Source organism: Nitrospirota bacterium (assembly GCA_015233895.1).
In the GTDB taxonomy this organism is placed as follows: Bacteria; Nitrospirota; Thermodesulfovibrionia; order Thermodesulfovibrionales; family Magnetobacteriaceae; genus Magnetomonas.
In genome coordinates, this window is sequence record JADFXG010000002.1 from 17,763 (window position 1) to 38,483 (window position 20,721).

19 protein-coding genes are annotated in these 20,721 nt (G+C 41.0%); 3 read left to right on the top strand and 16 right to left on the bottom strand.

Going from position 1 to position 20,721, the window contains the following annotated elements:
- Positions 1-2: 2 nt before the first annotated feature.
- The 3 genes from HQK88_02225 to HQK88_02235 form a co-directional block, all read right to left on the bottom strand.
- Positions 3-1,364 (bottom strand): hypothetical protein, encoded by a 1,362-nt coding sequence (locus HQK88_02225; protein ID MBF0615615.1) that lies wholly within the window; start codon positions 1,362-1,364, stop codon positions 3-5.
- A 209-nt stretch (positions 1,365-1,573) separates the two neighbouring features.
- Positions 1,574-2,362 (bottom strand): ABC transporter permease, encoded by a 789-nt coding sequence (locus HQK88_02230; protein MBF0615616.1) that lies wholly within the window; start codon positions 2,360-2,362, stop codon positions 1,574-1,576.
- 11 nt (positions 2,363-2,373) lie between these two features.
- Positions 2,374-3,291, bottom strand: a complete 918-nt coding sequence (locus HQK88_02235) for an ABC transporter permease (GenBank protein ID MBF0615617.1) — start codon at positions 3,289-3,291, stop codon at positions 2,374-2,376.
- A 230-nt stretch (positions 3,292-3,521) separates the two neighbouring features.
- Between HQK88_02235 and HQK88_02240 the strand changes: the two genes are divergently transcribed.
- The 3 genes from HQK88_02240 to HQK88_02250 all read left to right on the top strand — a co-directional run bounded on the left by HQK88_02240 (position 3,522) and on the right by HQK88_02250 (position 5,637).
- A complete protein-coding gene (locus HQK88_02240; protein MBF0615618.1) occupies positions 3,522-3,899 on the top strand; it encodes a response regulator in 378 nt (125 codons plus the stop codon).
- A gap of 112 nt (positions 3,900-4,011) precedes the next feature.
- On the top strand, positions 4,012-4,899 hold the full coding sequence (locus tag HQK88_02245) for a hypothetical protein (GenBank protein MBF0615619.1): 888 nt from the start codon (positions 4,012-4,014) through the stop codon (positions 4,897-4,899).
- Positions 4,900-5,124: 225 nt separating this feature from the next.
- Positions 5,125-5,637 carry a hypothetical protein gene (locus HQK88_02250; protein MBF0615620.1) on the top strand — a complete coding sequence of 171 codons (513 nt, stop codon included), beginning with the start codon at positions 5,125-5,127 and terminating at the stop codon, positions 5,635-5,637.
- A gap of 143 nt (positions 5,638-5,780) precedes the next feature.
- Here HQK88_02250 and HQK88_02255 read toward each other — a convergent pair whose 3' ends face one another.
- The 13 genes from HQK88_02255 to HQK88_02315 all read right to left on the bottom strand — a co-directional run bounded on the left by HQK88_02255 (position 5,781) and on the right by HQK88_02315 (position 20,720).
- Positions 5,781-7,232: a cysteine--tRNA ligase gene (locus HQK88_02255; GenBank protein ID MBF0615621.1), complete on the bottom strand. Its 1,452-nt coding sequence runs from the start codon at positions 7,230-7,232 to the stop codon at positions 5,781-5,783.
- Positions 7,229-7,888 (bottom strand): serine O-acetyltransferase, encoded by a 660-nt coding sequence (cysE, locus tag HQK88_02260; GenBank protein ID MBF0615622.1) that lies wholly within the window; start codon positions 7,886-7,888, stop codon positions 7,229-7,231. Before cysE ends, HQK88_02255 begins: the two co-directional genes overlap by 4 nt.
- A gap of 155 nt (positions 7,889-8,043) precedes the next feature.
- A complete protein-coding gene (locus tag HQK88_02265) occupies positions 8,044-8,298 on the bottom strand; it encodes a type II toxin-antitoxin system RelE/ParE family toxin (protein ID MBF0615623.1) in 255 nt (84 codons plus the stop codon).
- Positions 8,276-8,509, bottom strand: a complete 234-nt coding sequence (locus HQK88_02270) for a ribbon-helix-helix domain-containing protein (GenBank protein ID MBF0615624.1) — start codon at positions 8,507-8,509, stop codon at positions 8,276-8,278. The genes HQK88_02265 and HQK88_02270 overlap by 23 nt, the downstream gene beginning before the upstream one ends.
- Positions 8,510-8,598: 89 nt before the next feature.
- Positions 8,599-9,405: an inositol monophosphatase gene (locus tag HQK88_02275; GenBank protein MBF0615625.1), complete on the bottom strand. Its 807-nt coding sequence runs from the start codon at positions 9,403-9,405 to the stop codon at positions 8,599-8,601.
- Between the two features lies 1 nt (position 9,406).
- Complete coding sequence (locus tag HQK88_02280) at positions 9,407-9,904, bottom strand: YajQ family cyclic di-GMP-binding protein (GenBank protein MBF0615626.1); 498 nt, start codon at positions 9,902-9,904, stop codon at positions 9,407-9,409.
- A 44-nt stretch (positions 9,905-9,948) separates the two neighbouring features.
- A complete protein-coding gene (locus HQK88_02285; protein ID MBF0615627.1) occupies positions 9,949-11,664 on the bottom strand; it encodes a tetratricopeptide repeat protein in 1,716 nt (571 codons plus the stop codon).
- 136 nt (positions 11,665-11,800) lie between these two features.
- Positions 11,801-12,724: an ATP-binding cassette domain-containing protein gene (locus tag HQK88_02290; protein ID MBF0615628.1), complete on the bottom strand. Its 924-nt coding sequence runs from the start codon at positions 12,722-12,724 to the stop codon at positions 11,801-11,803.
- Between the two features lie 59 nt (positions 12,725-12,783).
- Positions 12,784-14,823 (bottom strand): thioredoxin domain-containing protein, encoded by a 2,040-nt coding sequence (locus tag HQK88_02295; GenBank protein ID MBF0615629.1) that lies wholly within the window; start codon positions 14,821-14,823, stop codon positions 12,784-12,786.
- Between the two features lie 120 nt (positions 14,824-14,943).
- Positions 14,944-15,132 (bottom strand): hypothetical protein, encoded by a 189-nt coding sequence (locus HQK88_02300; protein MBF0615630.1) that lies wholly within the window; start codon positions 15,130-15,132, stop codon positions 14,944-14,946.
- A gap of 41 nt (positions 15,133-15,173) precedes the next feature.
- Positions 15,174-16,808 carry a hypothetical protein gene (locus HQK88_02305; GenBank protein MBF0615631.1) on the bottom strand — a complete coding sequence of 545 codons (1,635 nt, stop codon included), beginning with the start codon at positions 16,806-16,808 and terminating at the stop codon, positions 15,174-15,176.
- A gap of 44 nt (positions 16,809-16,852) precedes the next feature.
- Positions 16,853-19,972 carry a VWA domain-containing protein gene (locus HQK88_02310; protein ID MBF0615632.1) on the bottom strand — a complete coding sequence of 1,040 codons (3,120 nt, stop codon included), beginning with the start codon at positions 19,970-19,972 and terminating at the stop codon, positions 16,853-16,855.
- A 172-nt stretch (positions 19,973-20,144) separates the two neighbouring features.
- Positions 20,145-20,720, bottom strand: coding sequence for a hypothetical protein (locus HQK88_02315; protein ID MBF0615633.1), 576 nt, complete (start codon positions 20,718-20,720; stop codon positions 20,145-20,147).
- Position 20,721 lies beyond the last annotated feature (1 nt).

A 20,721-nucleotide genomic window follows, 5' to 3' on the forward strand; every position in this document is an offset into this window, starting at 1 on the left:
GTTTAAGAGACAGTATAAGAGAAATACTTGGACTCGTAAGTATTCCCGCTTGTATCATAAATTATTTCAAAATAATAGTAGGTTCCTGTTTCAGCCGCATATGGAACATAGATATCCAGATTGCTTGCAGAAAATGTCTGTCCTGATAATATAGTTTGTCCACTGGTTTGAGTCAGCCAGGTGCCGCTTGGTGTGTAAATATAAGCATACATAGAATAGGTAGAGTTTGTATTATTGGTAATGGTTGAGGAAAACGGCCCCAAATTACCCCCACGAGATACTGTTGTTGTCGTTGGTGATGTAATCGTATGCGTCAGTGATGATGTGGATGACGATAATGAACCGGTATAAATATATCCAGGATAAACTCCGGCAGCAAGTTTATTCCCGTCTGACGATGAAGTTATTGTTCGCCAATTTCTGCTACCGGCACTCGATTGAGCACTCCATGTAGCACCTGAGTCTGTTGAGGTATAGATATAGCCACCATAAACTGAAGCAGCGAGTTTGGAGCCATCTGATGAGGACGCTATTCCATACCAATATCCGCTGCCGGCACCTGTTTGCTCAGTCCATGTAACACCTGAATCTGTCGATGTATAGATATAACCATAATAAGCTCCAGCAGCAAGTTTATTCCCATCTGATGAGGACGCTATTACTTGCCAGTTTCTTTTACCGGCACCTGTTCTTTGAGTCCAGGTAACGCCAGAATCTGTTGAGGTATAAATATAGTCACCTGAAATATTAAAATCCTGAAAAACCACAGCAGCGAGTTTGGAGCCATCTGATGAGGACGCTATTCCATACCAATATCTTCTGCCTGCGCTCGTTTGCACTGTCCATGTAACACCTGAATCTGTTGAGGCGTATATAAACCCACCCTCGCTATTAGTATCCTCATAATTAGTCAAAGCCGCGAGTTTGGAGCCATCTGATGAGGACGCCATATTATACCAATATCTTCTACCTGCCCCGGTTTGTATAGTCCATGTAGAGCCGGAGTTTGTTGAGGTATAAATATACCCACCATAACCAATACCATAAATATCAGCAGCAGCGAGTTTTGAACCATCTGATGAGGACGCTATTGACCACCAACTTCCGCTACCGGCGCTCGTTCTCTCTGTCCATGTAGAGCCAGAGTCTGTTGAGGTATAGATATACCCACTATTAGTAGATCCGGCAGCTAGTTTTGAACCATCTGATGAGGACGCTATTACTTGCCAATTTCTGCTGCCAGCACCTGTTTGAGCAGTCCAGGTCCATCCGGCATGGGATAGTGTTGGTAACAGCACTGTCAGCATTATAACCAATACCAACAAAAAGCTTAAAACCCTATTTGATTTAAAGACAACTGCCATATTTCGCCTCTTAAAAATCGTGATTGACGTTCATCACTTGTTTTAATACTTTACTTTAGGCAATCTACTTGTCCCAGTTTCTTACCGCATCCGCTCTCTGGGAAGTCCGGTTAGCATCTCCTGAATACGCTCAACATCAGGATTTACTTATATCACGGTTTCCATCAAGGCTATAGTTTATAATTTTTTAAAGAAAAAAGTAAAGCTGATTATTTCCCCGTGTGTTTCTCATTAAACAGGAGATCACCGCTTAAATTAAAACAAAGCGCTGTAAGGGCAATAGCAAGCCCCGGGAAAATTACCATCCACGGCTCAGAGAGCAGATACGCTCTGTTTTCGCTTATCATGTTGCCCCAGCTTGGAATCGGAGGCTGAGGCCCAAGCCCAAGAAAACTTAACGATGCCTCTGTCAGAATGTAGCCACTGAATTTTAATCCAAACATTGCTATCGCAATCGGCAGACACTGAGGCAGCACATAAAAGGCTATAATACGTCCATTACCTGCGCCTATTGAGCGTGCCGCCTCTATGTATGGCATTTCTTTTATCTTTAACACCTGTCCCCTTACGAGTCTTGCAAAAGCCGCCCACCCCACTATTGATATTGCAGCCATCACAGTGAAAACATTCGGCGGCAACAGCACGGAAATTCCTATAGCTAATAAAAGAGATGGGAAAGAAAGCGTGAGATCCACTATAGCCATTAAGACTGTATCCAGCACACCGCCAAAAAACCCTGAGACTAATCCCACAAAAAACCCTATTGACAATGCTGCTGCTGCTGCAATAAATGAGACTCCAAGGGAAATCCGCCCGCCGTACAGTATGCGGCATAAGACATCGCGTCCTAAGCTGTCTGTGCCGCATGGGTGCTTAAGTGTCGGGCCCTCTTTGATACCCTCTAAATTTATCTTAACCGGATCATATGGAGTTAAAAATCCGGCAAATACCACGGCCAACACTATAACAGATAGAATCACTAAAGGGATTGATTTCACCGTAAGACTCATTACACCCTGACCCTTGGATCAACGTACCGGTAAATAATATCCACTGCTGCATTGATAAAAACGAAAACAAAAGTGCCGGTTATTATACAACCCAACACAACTGGATAGTCCCGTTTTAAGATGCCATCAACCGTAAAACGCCCAATACCGTCCCAGCCAAAAATCGTCTCTGTCAACACAGCGCCATTTAGAAAACTTGCAAAGTCAAGCCCTATCACAGTTATAACCGGTATCAGAGTGTTTTTAAGTATGTGAACAAAGTTAATTCTGAAAGCAGTTAACCCTTTTGCTTTCAACACCTTCACAAATGGCATGTCAATGGTTTCGATAACGGATGCACGTGTGATTCTGGAAATACTGGAAATCACAGGCAGCGACAATGTTATGGCAGGGAGAATCAGGAATTTTAGACCGCCCGTGCCAGAGGGTGGAAGGAGTTTTAGTTTTAAACTTAGAATTAACATTAAAATCAACCCACTCCAAAACACAGGCATACTCATACCGGTTAGAGAGAGTGTGGAAAGCAGTCTGTCAGGCAACCTGCCGTAGTTAAGACCTGCGATAAACCCAAAGAGGATTCCCAAAACTGTTGCCAAAAACACGGCAGAGGCAGCAAGAGCAAGCGTGTTTGGAAGTTTTTTTAGTATCTCATCTAGTACGTCACGGTTTGAATAGTAGGAGCGGCCAAGATTGCCCCTGAAAATAAGACTCACATACCCTGCATACTGAAGAATAACCGGCCTGTCAACTCCCAGAGAGGCTCGTATCCGCTGTAAATCCTCCGGTTTTGCATGCTGACCGACAAGCCCTTCGGCTGGGTCACCGGGGAGCATGTTTATTAGCAAAAACGTAATAAGGGTTATCCCAAAAACCAACAAAACCACAACAGCCGCTTTTTTTATCATAAACCTAAACATATCCCAAACCCATCCTGAAAACAATTATACCATACTCGCTAAATCCGACGTACTTCCTCTACATACTATGCACGGAAACATTAATTTGTTGCACATCAAAAACTAAACCTTTTTCACCCCTCCGGTGTCTAATGTGTGCATGTGTTAACTGCGGATGTCCAAACGCATTATGTAAATAAGTTTTTTGTTGGTATTTTCAAGTTTGAAACAGTGGCAAGGGGGTTAAAACCATGAAATGTAATGTCCTGATTGTGGAGGATGAGTACATAATAGCATACGATTTAAAAATGAGTCTGATGTCGTTAGGTTATGCAGTAGTGGGTGTGGCAAATAACGCACATGATGCTGTCACTTTTGTAAAGACTACCTCGGTAGATATAGTTTTAATGGATGTAATACTTTCTGGTGAGTTTAGCGGGTTGGATGCAGCAAGAGAAATATATCATAAATATAAAATCCCTGTGGTTTATGTGACAGGATGCTCAGGCAATGATATATTCAGAAGCACAATAGAAACTGAACCATTTGGTTATCTTATTAAACCATATACTGAAAAGGAACTCTTTGCATCTATAGAAATTGCAAAAAATAAAAATGAGAAGATATAGTATCTTGTGAAAACCATCAATTTCAGTAAAGATTAACCCTGAGAATTTGTGTTAGTATATACATACTTTTGTTTTGTAGCTTATTTACTAAGATATTAAAAAGGAGTGGGTTATGAAAAGGTTATTATTCTTAATGTTTATACTGCTTATTATGGCATTAAGCGGATGTGGCGGAGGCCCCATAACAGCAGGGTCAACAACATCATCAACAACGACATCCGTGGCACCTTCTGCGGATAACTATACATGGACAGCTCAAACCAGTGCCGGCAGCAGGAACTGGGACTCAATAGCATCATCATCGGACGGAGCCTCACTTGCCGCTTCAGTTTATGGCGGATATATTTATACTTCGACAAATTCCGGTTCCACATGGAGTGTAAAAAGTGCTGCCGGAAGCAGATATTGGTACTCAATAGCGTCATCATCAAACGGGACTGCACTTGCCGCTGCAGTTTATGGCGGATATATATATACCTCTACAGATTCTGGTTCCACATGGACAGCTCAAACCAGTGCCGGCAGCAGAAGCTGGTACTCAATAGCGTCATCATCGGACGGAACAAAACTTGCTGCTGTCGATTATGGCGGATATATTTACGCCTCAACAAATTCCGGCTCCTCATGGACAGCACAAACCTCCGGTGGTATCGAAAACTGGAAATCAATAACATCATCATCGGATGCAACAGTACTTGCTGCGACAGTTTATGGCGGATATATTTATATATCGACAAATTCCGGCTCTACATGGACAGCACAAACAAACGCTGGCACTGGAAATTGGCATTCTATCGCAACATCACCGGATGGAACAGCGTTCGCTGCAACAGTTTATGGCGGATATATTTATACATCAAAAGATTCAGGTTCTACGTGGATAACTCAAACAAATGCCGGCAGCAGAAACTGGTATTCAATCGTGTTATCATCATACGGAACAAAATTCGCTGCTGTTGATTATGGCGGATATATTTATACTGGTATTTCAAACTATTAGCAAGCCGCTTTCATTTGTCTGACACACGTTTGCTTTGTGCTTACTTCTGAATTAGAATCAGAATAATACTACTACGCCAAACAAGCTTTATAAACGGTGCTGTTTTAATCATAGATAAAACTAAACCTTTCTATGCTCTTCTGTGTCTAATGCTTAGATGATAAAGTTAGCAGTTATGAAACACGATGTCCCCTGTCAGGGGTCAAATCAACAAGTGGAGGTAATATGAAAAGGAAAGTAATCAGTATTTTGGTAATGTTGTATTTTGTAATTTTTGCAATGGCTGGCAGTGCCTTAGCTCATACTGACGATGAGGGTAAAAACACCGATAAAAAGTCAGACAAGAAAGAGATGTGGAAAAAGCACAAAGCCATGATGCAAGCAAAGATTGTCAAGGCGCTTGAGCTGGATAAAGAAACCTCTGAAAAGCTTACAGCAATTCTTGACAATTACGGTAAAAAAAGGCATGAGCTTAGACATTCCTTTAAGAGTAATTTTAAAGAGCTAAAAGAAGCTGTAAACAAAAAAGATGAAGCCGCAATGAAAGATATTCTGGATAAAATTGACGAGGCTCATAAAGAACTAAAAACTCTGATGGAATCAGAAAAGGGTGAGATTAATGCTCTTTTGACAGTTCCACAGCAGGCCAAATACGCGCTCGTTAAGGCTGATTTCTTTAAACATATGAAAAAAATGATGTCCGAAAAACATAATATGAAGAAGGACAATCCTAAGTAGCCGCTGTTTCTTCTTTGAGAAGAAATATCCTTTAAGTATATCCAGCAAGGCTAAATAAACTCAAAATACCAGCAGTTAAAAATAAAAGGGTGGAACAAGGGGGGATTTTTCCCCCTGAACCATCTCTTCACTTTCTATTACACCTAAATTTTAACTCTCCAGTTGGTGCCATCAGGTTTATCCTCAAGTATTATGCCCTTTTCCTCAAGCCCTTTTCTTATTTCATCAGCTTTAGCAAAATCTTTTTCTTTTCTGGCTTTTTGCCGCTCACTTATTAGTTTTTCAATTGAGTCCTCTGTAACTTCTATTTTCCTTGTCCTTATAACAGAACGGTACCAGTCCTCCGGTGTTTTTTGAAAGATATTTAAAACGGCTTTTATCTCATTAAGTGTGTTCAGAGCAAGGGTTATCAGCTGATTAGCTCGGCTGCCGGATGGTTTTTTATCAAGGTAACGGTTAATTTCACGAATCAGCTCAAATACGTGGCCAACTGCAAGAGCGCTGTTAAGGTCATCGTCCATTGCCTCATTAAAGTTGGTTTTTGTTACTAAAATAAAACTATTAAAATCCTCTTCAATGCCGGATGGTTTTTCCTTTTTTGAAGGAGAATTTAAAAACTCGGAAACTCGTGACACTGTGCAATAGTACCTGTCTATAGAGGCTTCGGTTTGGGTAAGCTGAGCTGGTGAAAACTCTATAGGACTTCTGTAGTGGGTTGAAATCATAAAGACCCTTAAGACCTCAGCATCAAAGTCAGCAAGAATGTCACGGATTGTAAAAAAATTATTGAGTGATTTTGACATTTTTTCTTTGTCTATTGTTATAAAACCATTGTGAACCCAGCAGTTAACAAAAGGTTTACCGCTAAAAGCCTCAGACTGGGCAATTTCGTTTTCATGATGAGGAAAGATTAAATCTGCGCCACCTCCGTGAATATCAAATGTTGTCCCCAGGTATTTCATAGACATAGCGCTGCATTCAATGTGCCAACCAGGGCGGCCTGGGCCCCACGGACTTTCCCATGAGGGCTCATCAGGTTTTGAGGCTTTCCACAGTGCAAAGTCCATAGGATTTCGCTTTTTCTCATTTACAGCAACACGCGCCCCTGCCTCCATTGTGTCCAAATCACGCTTTGAAAGACTACCGTAACCAGAAAACTTCTCAACTTCAAAATAGACATCCCCGTCCATCTCATACGCATACCCTTTGTCTATCAATCCGGATATTATTGCCTTAATCTCTTCTATATGCTCTGTGGCTTTTGGTTCAATATCGGCACTCCTGACACCCAGTGCCGCCATGTCCTCGTGGTAAGCCTGTGTGAACCTCTCCGTTACCTCTTTCCATGGAATACCAAGCTCTTTTGCTCTGGCTATGATTTTGTCGTCTATATCGGTAAAGTTTTTAACAAACGTAACACTAAATCCACTGTACTTCAAATATCTGCTGAGAACGTCAAACACTATGGCGCTTCGAGCGTGTCCGGCATGACAAAGGTCATAGACCGTAACCCCGCAAACGTATATGTTTATCCGGTTTCCGTCTATCGGTACGAGTGGTTCTTTTTTACCGGTTTTTGTGTTATAGAGTTTCATGTTTTCCCAATCCCATCGTTTTTTGATTCAAGCTTTTTTTGGAGTTCATTAATTAACTGCTCCATATTGTAAAGTCTCCTTTCTACCGGATCGGGCAAATAGTTGTGGTCAAGGGCATCCGTTAATTCAGTTTCAATGTGCTGTTTGTCTTTAACAATTTTACCGGGCACTCCAACCACTATGCTGTGCGCTGGCACTGAGTTTAACACAACGGAGTTTGCTCCGATTTTAACGAAATCTCCTATCTCTATTGGCCCAAGCACTTTTGCTCCTGCGCCCACTACCACGTATTTGCCAAGGGTCGGATGACGCTTTCCCCGCTCCTTACCGGTTCCTCCCAAAGTCACACCCTGATAAATCAGACACCCCTCCCCTATCTCAGTTGTCTCTCCAACTACTACCCCCATACCATGATCTATTACAAATCCGGGGGCAATACGAGCTGCCGGATGGATCTCAACTCCCGTCAGAAATCTCCCTGCCGTGGATATAAACCGCGCTAACAGTACTGGCCCTGAGTTATATAACCTGTGGACTATCCTGTAGATGACTACTGCGTGAAATCCTGAGTGATTTAAAATTACATCTAAAACACCCTTAACGGCAGGGTCCTTTTGCAACAGCGACTTAAAGTCTTCTTTTATTTCAAGAAAAATGTTCATCTATAAGTGTTCAGAGCGTCCATAACTTATGCACAGTTTTTATTATAACAGAGACCCCTGATAAAAGAGTACGGAGTTAACAAAATGGTTGCGGTTAAAATCTGCTATTGCAGATCTATTATAAATTTTTAGGATTGAAAGATTTTAAACTATCTGTAAGCATTCCTTCTATGGTCAATCTTTACAATTAAAATTAAAGACTCAATTTGTATTGTTTTATAAATTATTCTATAATCGCCAACTCTTATAGATTTTAGTTCCTTAAATTTACCTTTTAACTGCTTTCCTGTTTCACTATTATTTTTTAAATTATCAATTGTATCTATAATTTTTATTCTCTCTGCTTTTGGAACTTTAGATAATGACTTATAAGCTTCCCTCTCAATCTTTATTGAGTAACTCATCCTTAACCGACTCCCAATTCAGATACTCAGAATTTGGGTTATTAAGAATTTCAAAAGCACTATCAAAATCTGCTATTTCCTCAAGATAATACTCGATAGCTTCCTGTATTATCAGGCTTTTTGAGCTATTTGTATTTTTAGCTAAATTATCAAGTTTTTGCAACAAAATGGAATCAATGCTAACCGATACAGGCTCTAAAGTTACCGTCATACATACCTCCTTTACTCGCGTTGTTGTTTAAATATACAACACTAAAAGTCAACTGTCAAGCTAATGATGAGCTTCTCTATCCGTGGGTTTTAAACAACTCCAAGCGCAGTAAGTGCTTTTTTATGAATACTCTCATTGGCGGAGGCAAGGATTGTATTTGATTTTTTAACTCCGATTTCTATGTCTTCAATGGGCTGGTTTCTTATGTCGGTTACAATCCCTCCCGCCTCTTTAACCAAAAGATAACCTGCGGCATAGTCAAAAGTTCTTGACATGGACGGAGTCACAAAGACACTAACCGCTCCCATGGATAGATACGCAAGGTTTAACGCTGTAGCTCCAAAACAACGCGTTCTGTAACATAGTGAAAACAAAGGCAAAAGCACAGATAGGTCTTTGCCAGGGTTCTGAGACTCATATAAGATAACACTGACATCATCTCCGGGGCGGGTCATGACGGGTCTGCCGTTTAGGTATGCGCCCTGCCCTTTAAGAGCCCAAAATTCGTCTCCGCTAATCAGGTTTATTATATAGCCCATTACAACACTGCCAACCTTGTCGCCCTCAAGCACGGCTATTGAGGTACAAAACATGGGGAGGCCGGTTACAGCATTTTTAGATCCGTCAATGGGATCAATTAGAATCCGCAAGCCTCCGCCGTTTATTTCCTTTTTCCCGATTTCCTCAGAAATTACGGTAAACGCTCCCCCCAGACTCTCTAAATGTGTGATTATTATGTCCTCTGCTTTTTCATCCATTTTGAAAGTCTTATCGCCGCCTGCTCCTACCTTAAGGACATCTTCAGAGCCCTCAGCAAACCTGTACAATGGTACCATCTCAAGAAGCGCCTTGCCTATCGCCCTTAAGTCACTTATCTCCAAATTGTAAAAATTCATTTTATCTGTAATTCCCAACCTCAACAAATATCCCAAAATCTCTTTCCTTGATAGCAGCTATTACAGCCTGTAGTTCGTCTTTTTTCTTCCCCTTGATTCTGACTGTATCTCCCTGAATCTCAGCGTTAACCTTTAGTTTCATATCCTTAACAAGTTTAACCACCTCTTTGGCTTTTTCTATAGGGATACCCTGTTGAAAATTGGCAACCTGCCGCACACTGCCCCCTGCAGCCTGTTCCACCTTGCCGTAACTAATCGTTTTCAGCACCACATTACGCTTGACAAGTTTGGACTCCAGAATATCCTTAACGCTGTTTAGTTTAAACTCGTCATCAGATGCAATTGTCAAAACCTGTTTACCCTTATCCAGTTCAATCGTGCTCTTGCTGCCCTTAAAGTCAAAACGCTGGGATATTTCCTTTAACGCCTGATTTATAGCGTTTAACACCTCTTGCATGTCCACCTTGCAGCCAACATCAAATGAATACTCATCAGCCATTTGTCTTACCTCCGTTTAAATTATATTATCGAAAGTCAGTCCTTTTAGTGTCGCGGCCCTTTATCCTTAATGGCTAACTCAAGATTCATCCGCGCCGGCATAAAGTTAGGATCAATAGTGAGAGCTTTCTTAAATGCCTCCACAGCTTCTTTGAAAGAGTTCTCATCATCACCGATGTTTAAAACAGCAACACCATAACCGTTATAGGCCAAAGCACTTTTGGGATTTAACTCTATTGCTTTCTTATAGATATTTGCAGCATCATGCGGCTTTTTTAGCGTAAAAAGCACATTACCAAGGTTTACATAAGCCTCAAAAAATGTTGGATTGAGGGTAATCGCCTCGCGCAGGTGCGGCAAACTTTCGTTAAATCTGCCTGCCTGAGCCAAAGATGCCCCCAAGCTGTTATGGGCTATGAAATTATCCTTTGTAACTGAAACCGCATGGTCAAAGAGCGTTATCGTGTTTTTCCAATAACTTGTTTGCCGGTACGATAAAAGTGATAAGACCAGAATCACAGATACGGACAATAAGTACACTGCATATTTTTTAAGTTTATTTTCAAAAAAAGTATCTGGCCACATCATAACGAGAATTATAAAAATACCAATGTATGGGATGTACGTGTATCTGTCTGCCATAGCCTGCGGGCCTACCTGTATGAAACCAATGACCGGAAGCAGAGTTATAACAAACCAAAACCACCCTGTAAAGATAAAAGGTTTCGGTTTAAATGACTTATAGCCAAACAATGTAAACACCGCAAAAGCAGAAATAAGCAGCATTAGAACGAGGGACAGCACAGCTTTTGTAGTTGAAAGATTAAAAGAAAATTGGTACATGGCAGCCAGATTTATAGGCACGAATGCTATCTGCAAGTAGCTGAGGTATGAGATAAGGACATTTTTGAGACGGGTTCCCACAGATATCATCTCTACCGGAGCAAGTGTACCAACTGCCCTTTGTGCAAAAAAAGTAAAGATTGAGGTCGCAACAGAAAAGGCCAAAAAAGGTATTTTTTCTATAATTAATCGCAAGACATTGCCTTTGTTAAGCCTGCCAAATGGCCAGACATCTAACAGTAGAACAATTACAGGAAACGTTATAGCCATAGGCTTAGACATTAAGGAACATGCAAACGCAAACAGAACAATTAAATAACGCTTAACTGAGGGCGCTGTCACATAGTGGTTATAGGCAAGTAATGACAAAAACCAAAAAAAAGCATAAAGAACATCCTTTCTCTCCGACACCCATGCCACTGATTCCACATGAGCCGGATGCACTGCAAACAATGCAGCAATTATAGCGGCCTTGTTACGCAACCCAGTGATTTTTTCAAATACAAAAAACACCAGCACAGTGTTTAACACGTGTAAAATTAAACTTGTAATGTGATGTCCGCCAGGATTCATGCCGTAAATCGTACAATCAAAAAGATGGGTAATCCATGTAAGCGGCTGCCAGTAGTCGGAGGACGATGTGGAAAACGCCCATTTTATTGCCGCAAGTGACAGCCCCTTTTGCACAAAAGCGTTTTCCGTTACATACTTTGTATCATCAAAATTAACAAAATCAAAAGATCTGACCTGAAAAAAAACAAGAAAAGATAACGTGGCTATAAAAAAAACAATTATATCTGTGGAATTAAATATGTTTAGCCATTTGTATTCCTCCGCTTTATCGTTTAACGGACGATTCACCTGACTTTTCCCTGTGGCAGGATATTTATTTTTTTTCTTTTTGTCTTTAACTTTCATCAGAACACCTTATCAAAAAACGCAGATTCTTAACTTTGAAACCTCCTGGTACAAGGCAAATTATTCTATAACTATTTTCGCTAAATGTCAAGCAAAGAGCGGTCAATGTAATCATCATAACTATCCCGGTAACGAATCATTGTTCATCGTTTAGGGTTCGTCCGGTAATCTTTAAAAACAGGTCTTCAAGGTTTGAGTTTCTGATAAAATATTGCCCCACATTAACTGGTTTTGCAGCGGACTCAAGAGCTTTCAGGTCATCGCTATAGAGATTTATGACCTCACGGGAGGCATCTTTTCTGTAAGTAGTCCCGCGGAGGATGCTTTCCACATCTTTAACAACGCTACTGTCATGAATCTCAAGTACATACTTTTCCAGCGTGTCGTCAAGAAGCTTTTTGGGATTACCCTCTATCATTTTTCGTCCGCTGTGCATGATTATCAGTTTGTCGCTAATCTGAAACGCCTCCTCCATGTAGTGTGTGGTCAAAACTATTGTGATGTTTCTTCTTTTCATCTGGCGGAGTTTATCCCATATAAGGTGGCGCACCTGTGGGTCAAGTCCGGTTGTGGGTTCATCAAGAATCAGAAGGCGCGGGTTATTAATCAGAGCGCGGGCAATCATAAGGCGTCTTTTCATACCGCCGGAAAGCTCCCGGATTCGCGATTTACCCTTTTCAGAAAGCTCCATTACCTCAAGCAGCTCTTCAATACGCGCTCGCGCCGCCTTGCGTGGAATACCGTAAAAACCGGCAAATATCAGCAGATTTTCTATAACGTTCATTTCAACATCCAGGTTGTCGTCTTGCGGGACAACACCGGACAGATATTTTATCTCAAGAGGGTTTTGGCGGGGATCATACCCAAGCACATTTAGCACCGTGTCAGGACAGTTGTCGCAACCAGCCTTACCGTAAATCATTTTCATCATAGTGGTTTTACCGGCCCCGTTTGGGCCAAGGAGGGCAAAGCAGATTGACTCCTCAACGTCAAAACTTAAGCCATCTACCGCCTTAACCCTGCCAAAACTCTTATGCACATTCCTTACACTTATCACCATAGTAAGTGTTGATTATACCAAAAGGTAGTATGATAAGGGAAAGGGTTTTGCCCATAACGTCATGGACTTGCTACTATACCTAATGCCTCTGACAGGTCAGTAACAGGTTTTTGGCAGGCATTCCCTGTACAAATATAAATGGCGGGTTTACCATCAATGTCATTCATATCCGCTGTATAATCTGTGGGATTGTCTCTCTCGGTATCAGTGGATTTAAGTACAAACACAGAGTTGGGCAGAAAATGTTGTCCCAGTATCTTAAGCACTTTTAGTGCCTCATCAGTATTGCCTGCAACAACGATTTCATTTCTTTTACCAAGGGCTAATCCCGCAGCCAAAATAAAAAAAGTGTATGCTGCCGGATGTTCACTTATCTTGCCGTAAAAGGCATCTATGAACTTATGAGCTTTTTGTTCGAGTGTATGGGAGGCGGTTAAGCGGCAAAGTTTTAGCATATTATAGAGGGAAATGGAATTACCAGATGGCTGTGCAGCGTCATAGAGTTCCTTTTGGCGTGCTATCAAAGTCTCAGAAGTCTTACTTGTAAAGTAAAATCCGGATGCCTCATCATCCCAGAAATTATCCAAAATAAAATCCATATATTTCCCGGCTTTGGTAAGAAAGGTTGATTCAAAAGTGGTTTCATAAAGCTCAATGAGTGCCCATGTTAAAGCTGCGTAGTCATTAATGGTGGAATCTATGGCACTGTGGCCGTCTCTGAAGCGGTGATACAATGCGCCTGTTTCAGTAGCCATAGCAGTTTCTATAAATAAAACTGCGTCCTTTGCCGCCTTTATGAAACTATCATCATTAAAAGCACGTCCGGCTATTGCTAATGCTGCAGCCATCAGGCCGTTTAAATCTGTAAGTATTTTATCATCCTTACCGGGGGGTATTCTTTTAATTCGTTCGTTGTAGAGTTTCTTAACAGCGCTTTCAAGCAGGTCAGATTCGGCCTGAGTGCCGGGAGTCTTTACCATATAAAGAATATTAAAACCATTTAAAGCGCCTGTTAATTCGTCAACAAAATTCCCTTCCACTTTAACATTAAAGAACTCTGTAACGATTTTAGATTCATCAGGACTTAACAAGTTTATAATATCATCATAGCGCCAGAGATAAAAAAAGCCCTCCTGTCCCTGGCTTTCAGCGTCCTCGGCACAGTAAAAGGCGCCGTCGGAGCTGCGCATATCTCTTAAGACATAAGTCAGGATTTCACGGGCGGTTTTCTCATAAAATGGATTTCTTGTTACCTGATAAGCCTCCGTATAAGCCATAGCCAAAAGTGCCTGGTCATAGAGCATTTTTTCAAAGTGAGGGACATGCCAGCGGCTATCTGTGCTGTAGCGGTGAAAACCATGCCCTATGTGATCATACATTCCACCCAGGCGCATAGCATACAGAGTCTTTTCAACCATATGAAGGGCAGATTTAGTACCAGTCTCAAAATAGTATCTCAGTAAAAATAAAATATTATGGGGGGTTGGAAATTTCGGAGCGTGTGAAAATCCGCCATTTTCATTGTCAAAACTTGTCTCAAGTGCCTGATAGGTTTTAGCGGTTAATTCACTGCTCGTAGTATTATCTCTATATGAATGATGAGCTGGCTCGTTGAGTTTTTCAGTGATTTTTTCAGCTATACTTAAGAGGTCGGAACGTTTTAGTCTCCAGATGTTTTTAATTTGCGGGATAAGCTCTAACATTCCCGGTGTTGAGCCTCTCCCTGTCTTTGGGATATACGTAGCGGCATAAAATGGTCTGCCGTTAGGAAACATCATAATCGTAAGGGGCCAACCTCCTCTTCCTGTTATCATCTGGCAAACTGTCATATAAATGTTGTCTATATCAGGACGCTCCTCCCTGTCTAACTTTATGGAAATAAACGTGTCATTGAGAAGCTTTGCCACCCCGACATCTTCAAAACTCTCCCGTTTCATCACATGGCACCAGTGGCAAGTGGAGTACCCAATCGAAAGAAAAACAGGTTTATCCTCCTCCTTTGCCTTACTAAAAGCCGCCTCAGACCAAGGGTACCAGTTAACAGGGTTTTCAGCGTGTTGAAGCAAATAGGGACTCTTCTCATCCTTTAAGTTGTTCATTTTCCCCCATCTCCACTTGTTTAGCTCAGACTTTAAGTATCTGAGGTGTTCACTAATATTATAAAACAAATGTTTTTAAGTTAATTCTTTTTTTCCAACAAACTTTCGAGGTTTCTTTTTCTATTCTACTAGCCATTTTGACATTATCTTCTCTGCCTCATCTTGTGAATAAATACATCCTTCAGATACATCACTCATGCCTTTTTCAATTTTTTGAAGTACATAAAGATGATATTGTATGTCCTCAAAAGAGCAGTCCTCCGGTAACTGATTAATAAGGCTTACAATTTCCTGTTTTGGAGTCAGCATGGTCTATCCCCTTTCTCCTTATTACTACCACCACTACAATTTTATCTTTTGGGTGACATATTCATCAGGAATCTGATGATTTGTACTAATGCGCCTTTAACCGTTGTGACTTCACTGGTCAGTCCTGTGAGTTTTCCTTCTAAGGTGGACTGCACGTCTTTTGTCTGAGTTTTTACGATTGATAAATCGTTGGAGAGTGATGAGAGTGAGTCTAATTTATTTTCAAGGCCGATTAGAATTCCACTGTTTATGCTTGCTATTTTTTCGTAATCTATCCTTTCAACAGTGAACTTTTCGTAATCTATCTTTTCGTATTCATTTGTTGATTGAACTCTTTGGCTTGCTGCAAGGAAATTTCCTAAAACCGAGACAACATCCCCCATCTGTTTTGAAAGCTCAGTGAGCTTTTCCTCTATTACAGTTGTGTGTTCAGTAGTGTTGATTACAGGCATTGATGAGCTGACAGGAGCGCTCTTACCGGCACCAGAGGCAAGAAGAGCGTTTAACACTGATACCATATTTCCGGTCTGTTTTGAAAGCACAGAGAGTTTATTTTCTAAGCCTGTCTGATTATTCTCAATCCGGTTAATTACTGATGGAATCTCTCTGAGGGCTGAGGCAAGAGGTACCAATAACTTTTCAAAATCCCTCATAGAGCCTTTGCTGACATCGGCTATTTTTTCGTAATCTATAGTCTCAAAATTCAGTTTTGACAGCTCAGCTTTATTTATACCGCCCTTTTGAGCTGCTCCCACAGCAAGAAGCCCCTTTAAGGCTGACAGCATCTCCACAGTGTGTTTTGAAAGCCCGCTGAGTTTACCCTCCACTGCCGCCTGATTTTTCTCAAGCCGGCCTATAAGCGATGGAATGTCTCTAAGAGCAACTGTTAGCGGCACAAACCGGCGTTCAAAGTCCTGCAAGGCATCCCTGTTGGCATTGGTTATTTTGTCGTAGTCTGTTTTCTGAGCGCCAATATTAACAGTGGCGGCAAGCAGAGTGCTAAGAGCCTTTGAAATCCCTGCTATTTGCTTTGAGAGATTGGAAAGCGCCGATTCATTAACAGCATGGCCTATATCAGAGTCTCCTCTAAGTGATGGGGCAGCGTCCCGTGAGACTGATAAAAACGCAGCCAGCCTCTTTTCAAATTCTCTCAGCGTTTCTTTTGTGACATCAGAGATTTTTTCGTAATCTATTTTATCGTGCTCTCTTCTTACATAGTTTATTGCCGGCAGACTCTCTCCTTGTCCATCTGCATTTTGACGGCTGCTAAGAGACTCTAAAACATCCATTAACTGCTCAGACAGTGTGGTTATCTTTTCCTCAATACCAGCCTGATTTTTCTCAAGCTGTTTCTTAAGCATCGATAAGTCACGGAGGATTGTTGAAAACACATCATATTTGGTTTCAAATTCTTTAAAGTTCTTCTTGCCAGAACTAAGGATTCTCTCAATGTCTTTTATCTTTAAATCCAATCTGCCTTTTGTATTTAACTTTACAGCTCTTCTAAAAACAGGACCAACTGAACCCTTTGGCTTCAACACGGTAACAGCATCCGCTGCCTTTGAAACAAGACCCGCAGTAGTGTCATAGACATTTACAATGGCTGAGCCGCTTGCATTTAACGCTTTTGCCAATCCGCCTGCTACAAGCGATCTTCTTTCTGATGTATCATCCATTAACTCCTCCACTCTATAATAACGCTGCTATTCATGTTTTTCCACTACTTCCCCTGTGTCTGTATTGAGCCCAGAAGCCTGATAACATTTATAAGGGCGTCTTTAAATGTTGTCATTTCCGCTGAAAGCCCAGATAGTTTTTCTTCAATATCGCTCTGATGCTGCACAAAAGCGTTCCTCATTGGTGGAATTCCGGATATAAATGACGATACATCATCCAGCCGCTTTTCAAAGTCTTTCAGGGTTTCTTTTGTGGCATCAGCTATTTTTTCGTAATCTATCGCTTCGTAGTCAGTCTTTTGGGCGCTTTGTTTAAGCTCAAATAGCTCTGCTGAAAGAGTTGACAGCTTGGCTTCAATATCGCTCTGATGCTGCACAAAAGCGTTCCTCATTGGTGGAATTCCGGAGATAAATAATGATACATCATCCAGCCGCTTTTCAAAGTCTTTCAGAGTTTCTTTTGTGGCATCGGTGATTTTTTCGTAGTCTATCTTCTCATAATCAATAGCTTCATGGTCTGTTTTTTGTGTACTCTGTTTAAGCTCAGAGAGCTGCTCTGCAAGTGTTGAAAGTTTGGCCTCTATATCGCTTTGGTGCTGTACAAAAGCGTTCCTCATAGGCGGAATTCCTGAGATAAATGCAGATACCGCATCAAGCCGCTTTTCAAAGTCTTTCAGAGTTTCTTTTGTGGCATCGGTGATTTTTTCGTAGTCTATCTTTTCATAATCAATAGCTTCATAGTCTGTTTTTTGTGCACTTTGTTTAAGCTCAGAGAGCTGCTCTGAAAGTGTTGATAGTTTGGCTTCTATATCGCTTTGGTGCTGTACAAAAGCGTTCCTCATTGGCGGAATTCCTGAGATAAACGCCGACACTGCCTCAAGCCGCTTTTCAAAGTCTTTCATCGTTTCCTTATTGGTATCAGCGATTTTTTCATAATCTATTTTCTCTTGTACAGTCATTTCATGGTCAGGCTTCTTTTCTGCGTTTTGTTTAAGCTCAGAGAGCTGCTCTGCAAGTGTTGAAAGTTTCTCTTCTATATCACTCTGGTGCTGTACAAAAGCATTCCTCATAGGCGGAATTTCTGAGATAAATGCAGATACCGCATCCAGCCGCTTTTCAAAGTCTTTCAATGTTTCTTTTGTGGCATCGGTGATTTTTTCATAATCTATCTTTTCATAACCAATAGCTTCTCTGTCGGTTTTTTGTGCGCCTTGTTTAAGCTCAGAGAGCTGCTCTGCAAGGCTCAAAAACATACCCTCTATATCGCTTTGATGCTGCACAAAGGCGTTTCTCATAGGTGGGATTCCGGTTATAAACGCCGACACTGCCTCAAGCCGCTTTTCGAAATCCTTCATCGTTTCCTTGTTGGTATCAGCGATTTTTTCGTAATCTATTTTCTCTTGTACAGTCATTTCATGTCCAGCCTTATGTATGTTTTGTTTAAGTTCGGAAATCATAGTTTCAAGGTGTGACAATTTCCCCTCTATATCAAGTTGGTGCTTTTCAAAAGTATTCCTCATAGGTGGGATTCCGGTTATAAATAAGGAAACTGCCTCAAGCCGCTTTTCAAAATCCTTCATCATTTCCTTCGTAGCAATGGCTCCTGTAAAAGTCCCAAGTTTAGAGGCAAAGTCAACAGTAAGCGCATTTTTCAACTCAGCAACTATCTCCAGAAAAGTTTCTTTAACCTTAGCATGAGTTTTACCTACGCTATCTGTCAGTTCATCTTTAATTGACTCTCTTATGCCATCATAAATCTTGTCAAAAGCCCCTGCCCCTGCGCCTACAGTATTAGTGATGGCTGCTATATCTTGCTGTAAAGTCGCATACTCCTGACTCTTTGTCTCTCTGACATTAGAGATAGCATTTTTTGTTTCCATTTCAAGTCTTCTCAGAATGTTTTTTAGATTCTCCTGAATGCCCTCAACAAATTCTCCCAATAAGCCGTGAATAAATGACTCAACTCCCTCGTTATCTGTTATTACCAATTCCGCTCTCTTTATTTCAGCAACTCCGGCAGTGACCTTTTTAAGCTCATCCTGTATGGCTTTGACGGCTTGTGTAACAGAGGTATCGTCAGATTTCCCACCTTTCCTTAGCAGCAATATAATCACTATTACAAACAGTAACACCACAGTTAACAGCAAAAGCAGCCACTGATTGCTTTGCACAGATGTCTTCAATGGCGAATCAACAACAGTCTCTTCTTTGGGTTTAGACTCAACAGCGGCATGAGGTGTGCTCTCAGGTGTCTGGACATTGGCTGCAGGTATTATGAATTCTTTCTTTAACTCGATGTCCTGTCCCTGATGCTTCAATTTAACAATACACACGTGTTTACCAGTCGGCCCTGAGTAGTTGTAATCTATCAAATATTTAATCCGCTTAGGAATGAAAATAGTTCGCGAAAGAGTCTGAATCTCCTCAAAGCCTGGATTTACCAGCAAAGTGCCTTTTGTCAGTTTTGTAATGTTGTCAAGGGGCTCAAAGTAATGCCGGCTGTTGCCAAAAATCATCACATTGACAGGAATATGAGGTTTTTTAATTTCTTTCATGAGAGTTTCAATCGGTATATCGCTATCTTCATCTTTAGCATCAGTAATAACAAGCATAGATGTCTTTGCCGTTTTAGATTTTTCGGCTAATTTAATTCCCTCTGAAATGCCGCTATAAAGCAGTGTTTTTTTCTCAAGAGCTGTTAGTGAATCTATTTTACTTGTGAGAACAGATTTATCATCAGAGAGATTCTCAATAACTTTTACATAGTTACCAAAAGTCAAAAGAGTCGCATAGTTACCATCGCTAAAAGGAGCCAGCAGGTAGGATGCGTATTTTTTTGCATTTGCAATCGGAATCCCGTTCATGCTTCTGCTGACATCTATTGCCAAAATAAGCGACGTGGACTCATCGTTAACCGATGTTATAGAAAAATCACCAATTGTTTGGCCATCTACGGTAATACTGACGTTTTCCTTTTTTAACGGAACATCAGTTTCGTTAGAGACCACTACAGCCGCAACTTTAGCAAAATCTCTGACCTTTACATCGTTTAATTCAAAAGGAGCTTTCTTAGGATTGGTAGCACCAACAGAGGCAACCACAACTGATACAACTAATACTAACAACACTGCAACTATTGCAGTAAGAACCACCCTCTTTTTCATTTTTATGCTCCACTAAAAGAAACTACAGGGTCAATTAATCATCCGCCAAAACCACAGTTTCAACCGGAGGACTCCGCCAATTTTCTCCCCCCTGCGTAACGTAAAGTATAAACTTTAAGCCCTGTATTTATCAACCAGCGCCACAACCCATTGAAGAAATAATTAATAAATTTCAGTCTATATGATAGTTGTGCATTATTTTAGATAATGAAACTTTACTTTCCACCTCTTTAAAAGCCTTATGTACCTGTTTTAAAATAACATCGTATTCAGTAAACTTTGGCATGATGAGTTTCTTTTTTCTCTCAACTGAGTTTAAAGCATTCTGGATTTCATTAAACTTTGCAACCACTATTTCCTTGTCATCCCTTACCTGAGAAAGCTCATCCCTGAGATGGTTTTTAACGCCAACAGTGTTTTGTAAATCCTCTTCCACTATTTTTATATTTCCCTTATAACGGTTTATCTCCTCAATAATGCGATCCTTTTTGCTGTGTAAATCATCTATAGCACTGCCATAACCCTCCACCCTGGATTGCTCACGCTCAAACTCCTCTTTCGTCCTCTTTATGATAACTTCAAGTCCCTCGGTCTGTCCGGTAAGCGCTCTCAGCCTTTCTTTTAAAACAGCGTTTACTTTAGTCAGCTCTTCTTTACTTTTAGCAAGAATCTTTAGCTCGTCTATAAGTTCATGAACCTCTTCAAACACACTCTTTTCGGAATACATATCATCCATCAGTTCGTCCATG

Coding starts and splice junctions, on each gene's coding strand:
- HQK88_02225 (MBF0615615.1), bottom strand. CDS start 1,364: ATGGCAGTTGTCTTTAAATCAAATAGGGTTTTAAGCTTTTTGTTGGTA.
- HQK88_02235 (MBF0615617.1), bottom strand. CDS start 3,291: ATGTTTAGGTTTATGATAAAAAAAGCGGCTGTTGTGGTTTTGTTGGTT.
- HQK88_02240 (MBF0615618.1), top strand. CDS start 3,522: ATGAAATGTAATGTCCTGATTGTGGAGGATGAGTACATAATAGCATAC.
- HQK88_02245 (MBF0615619.1), top strand. CDS start 4,012: ATGAAAAGGTTATTATTCTTAATGTTTATACTGCTTATTATGGCATTA.
- HQK88_02250 (MBF0615620.1), top strand. CDS start 5,125: ATGAAAAGGAAAGTAATCAGTATTTTGGTAATGTTGTATTTTGTAATT.
- HQK88_02255 (MBF0615621.1), bottom strand. CDS start 7,232: ATGAAACTCTATAACACAAAAACCGGTAAAAAAGAACCACTCGTACCG.
- HQK88_02265 (MBF0615623.1), bottom strand. CDS start 8,298: ATGAGTTACTCAATAAAGATTGAGAGGGAAGCTTATAAGTCATTATCT.
- HQK88_02270 (MBF0615624.1), bottom strand. CDS start 8,509: ATGACGGTAACTTTAGAGCCTGTATCGGTTAGCATTGATTCCATTTTG.
- HQK88_02275 (MBF0615625.1), bottom strand. CDS start 9,405: ATGAATTTTTACAATTTGGAGATAAGTGACTTAAGGGCGATAGGCAAG.
- HQK88_02280 (MBF0615626.1), bottom strand. CDS start 9,904: ATGGCTGATGAGTATTCATTTGATGTTGGCTGCAAGGTGGACATGCAA.
- HQK88_02285 (MBF0615627.1), bottom strand. CDS start 11,664: ATGAAAGTTAAAGACAAAAAGAAAAAAAATAAATATCCTGCCACAGGG.
- HQK88_02290 (MBF0615628.1), bottom strand. CDS start 12,724: ATGGTGATAAGTGTAAGGAATGTGCATAAGAGTTTTGGCAGGGTTAAG.
- HQK88_02295 (MBF0615629.1), bottom strand. CDS start 14,823: ATGAACAACTTAAAGGATGAGAAGAGTCCCTATTTGCTTCAACACGCT.
- HQK88_02300 (MBF0615630.1), bottom strand. CDS start 15,132: ATGCTGACTCCAAAACAGGAAATTGTAAGCCTTATTAATCAGTTACCG.
- HQK88_02305 (MBF0615631.1), bottom strand. CDS start 16,808: ATGGATGATACATCAGAAAGAAGATCGCTTGTAGCAGGCGGATTGGCA.
- HQK88_02310 (MBF0615632.1), bottom strand. CDS start 19,972: ATGAAAAAGAGGGTGGTTCTTACTGCAATAGTTGCAGTGTTGTTAGTA.
- HQK88_02315 (MBF0615633.1), bottom strand. CDS start 20,720: ATGGACGAACTGATGGATGATATGTATTCCGAAAAGAGTGTGTTTGAA.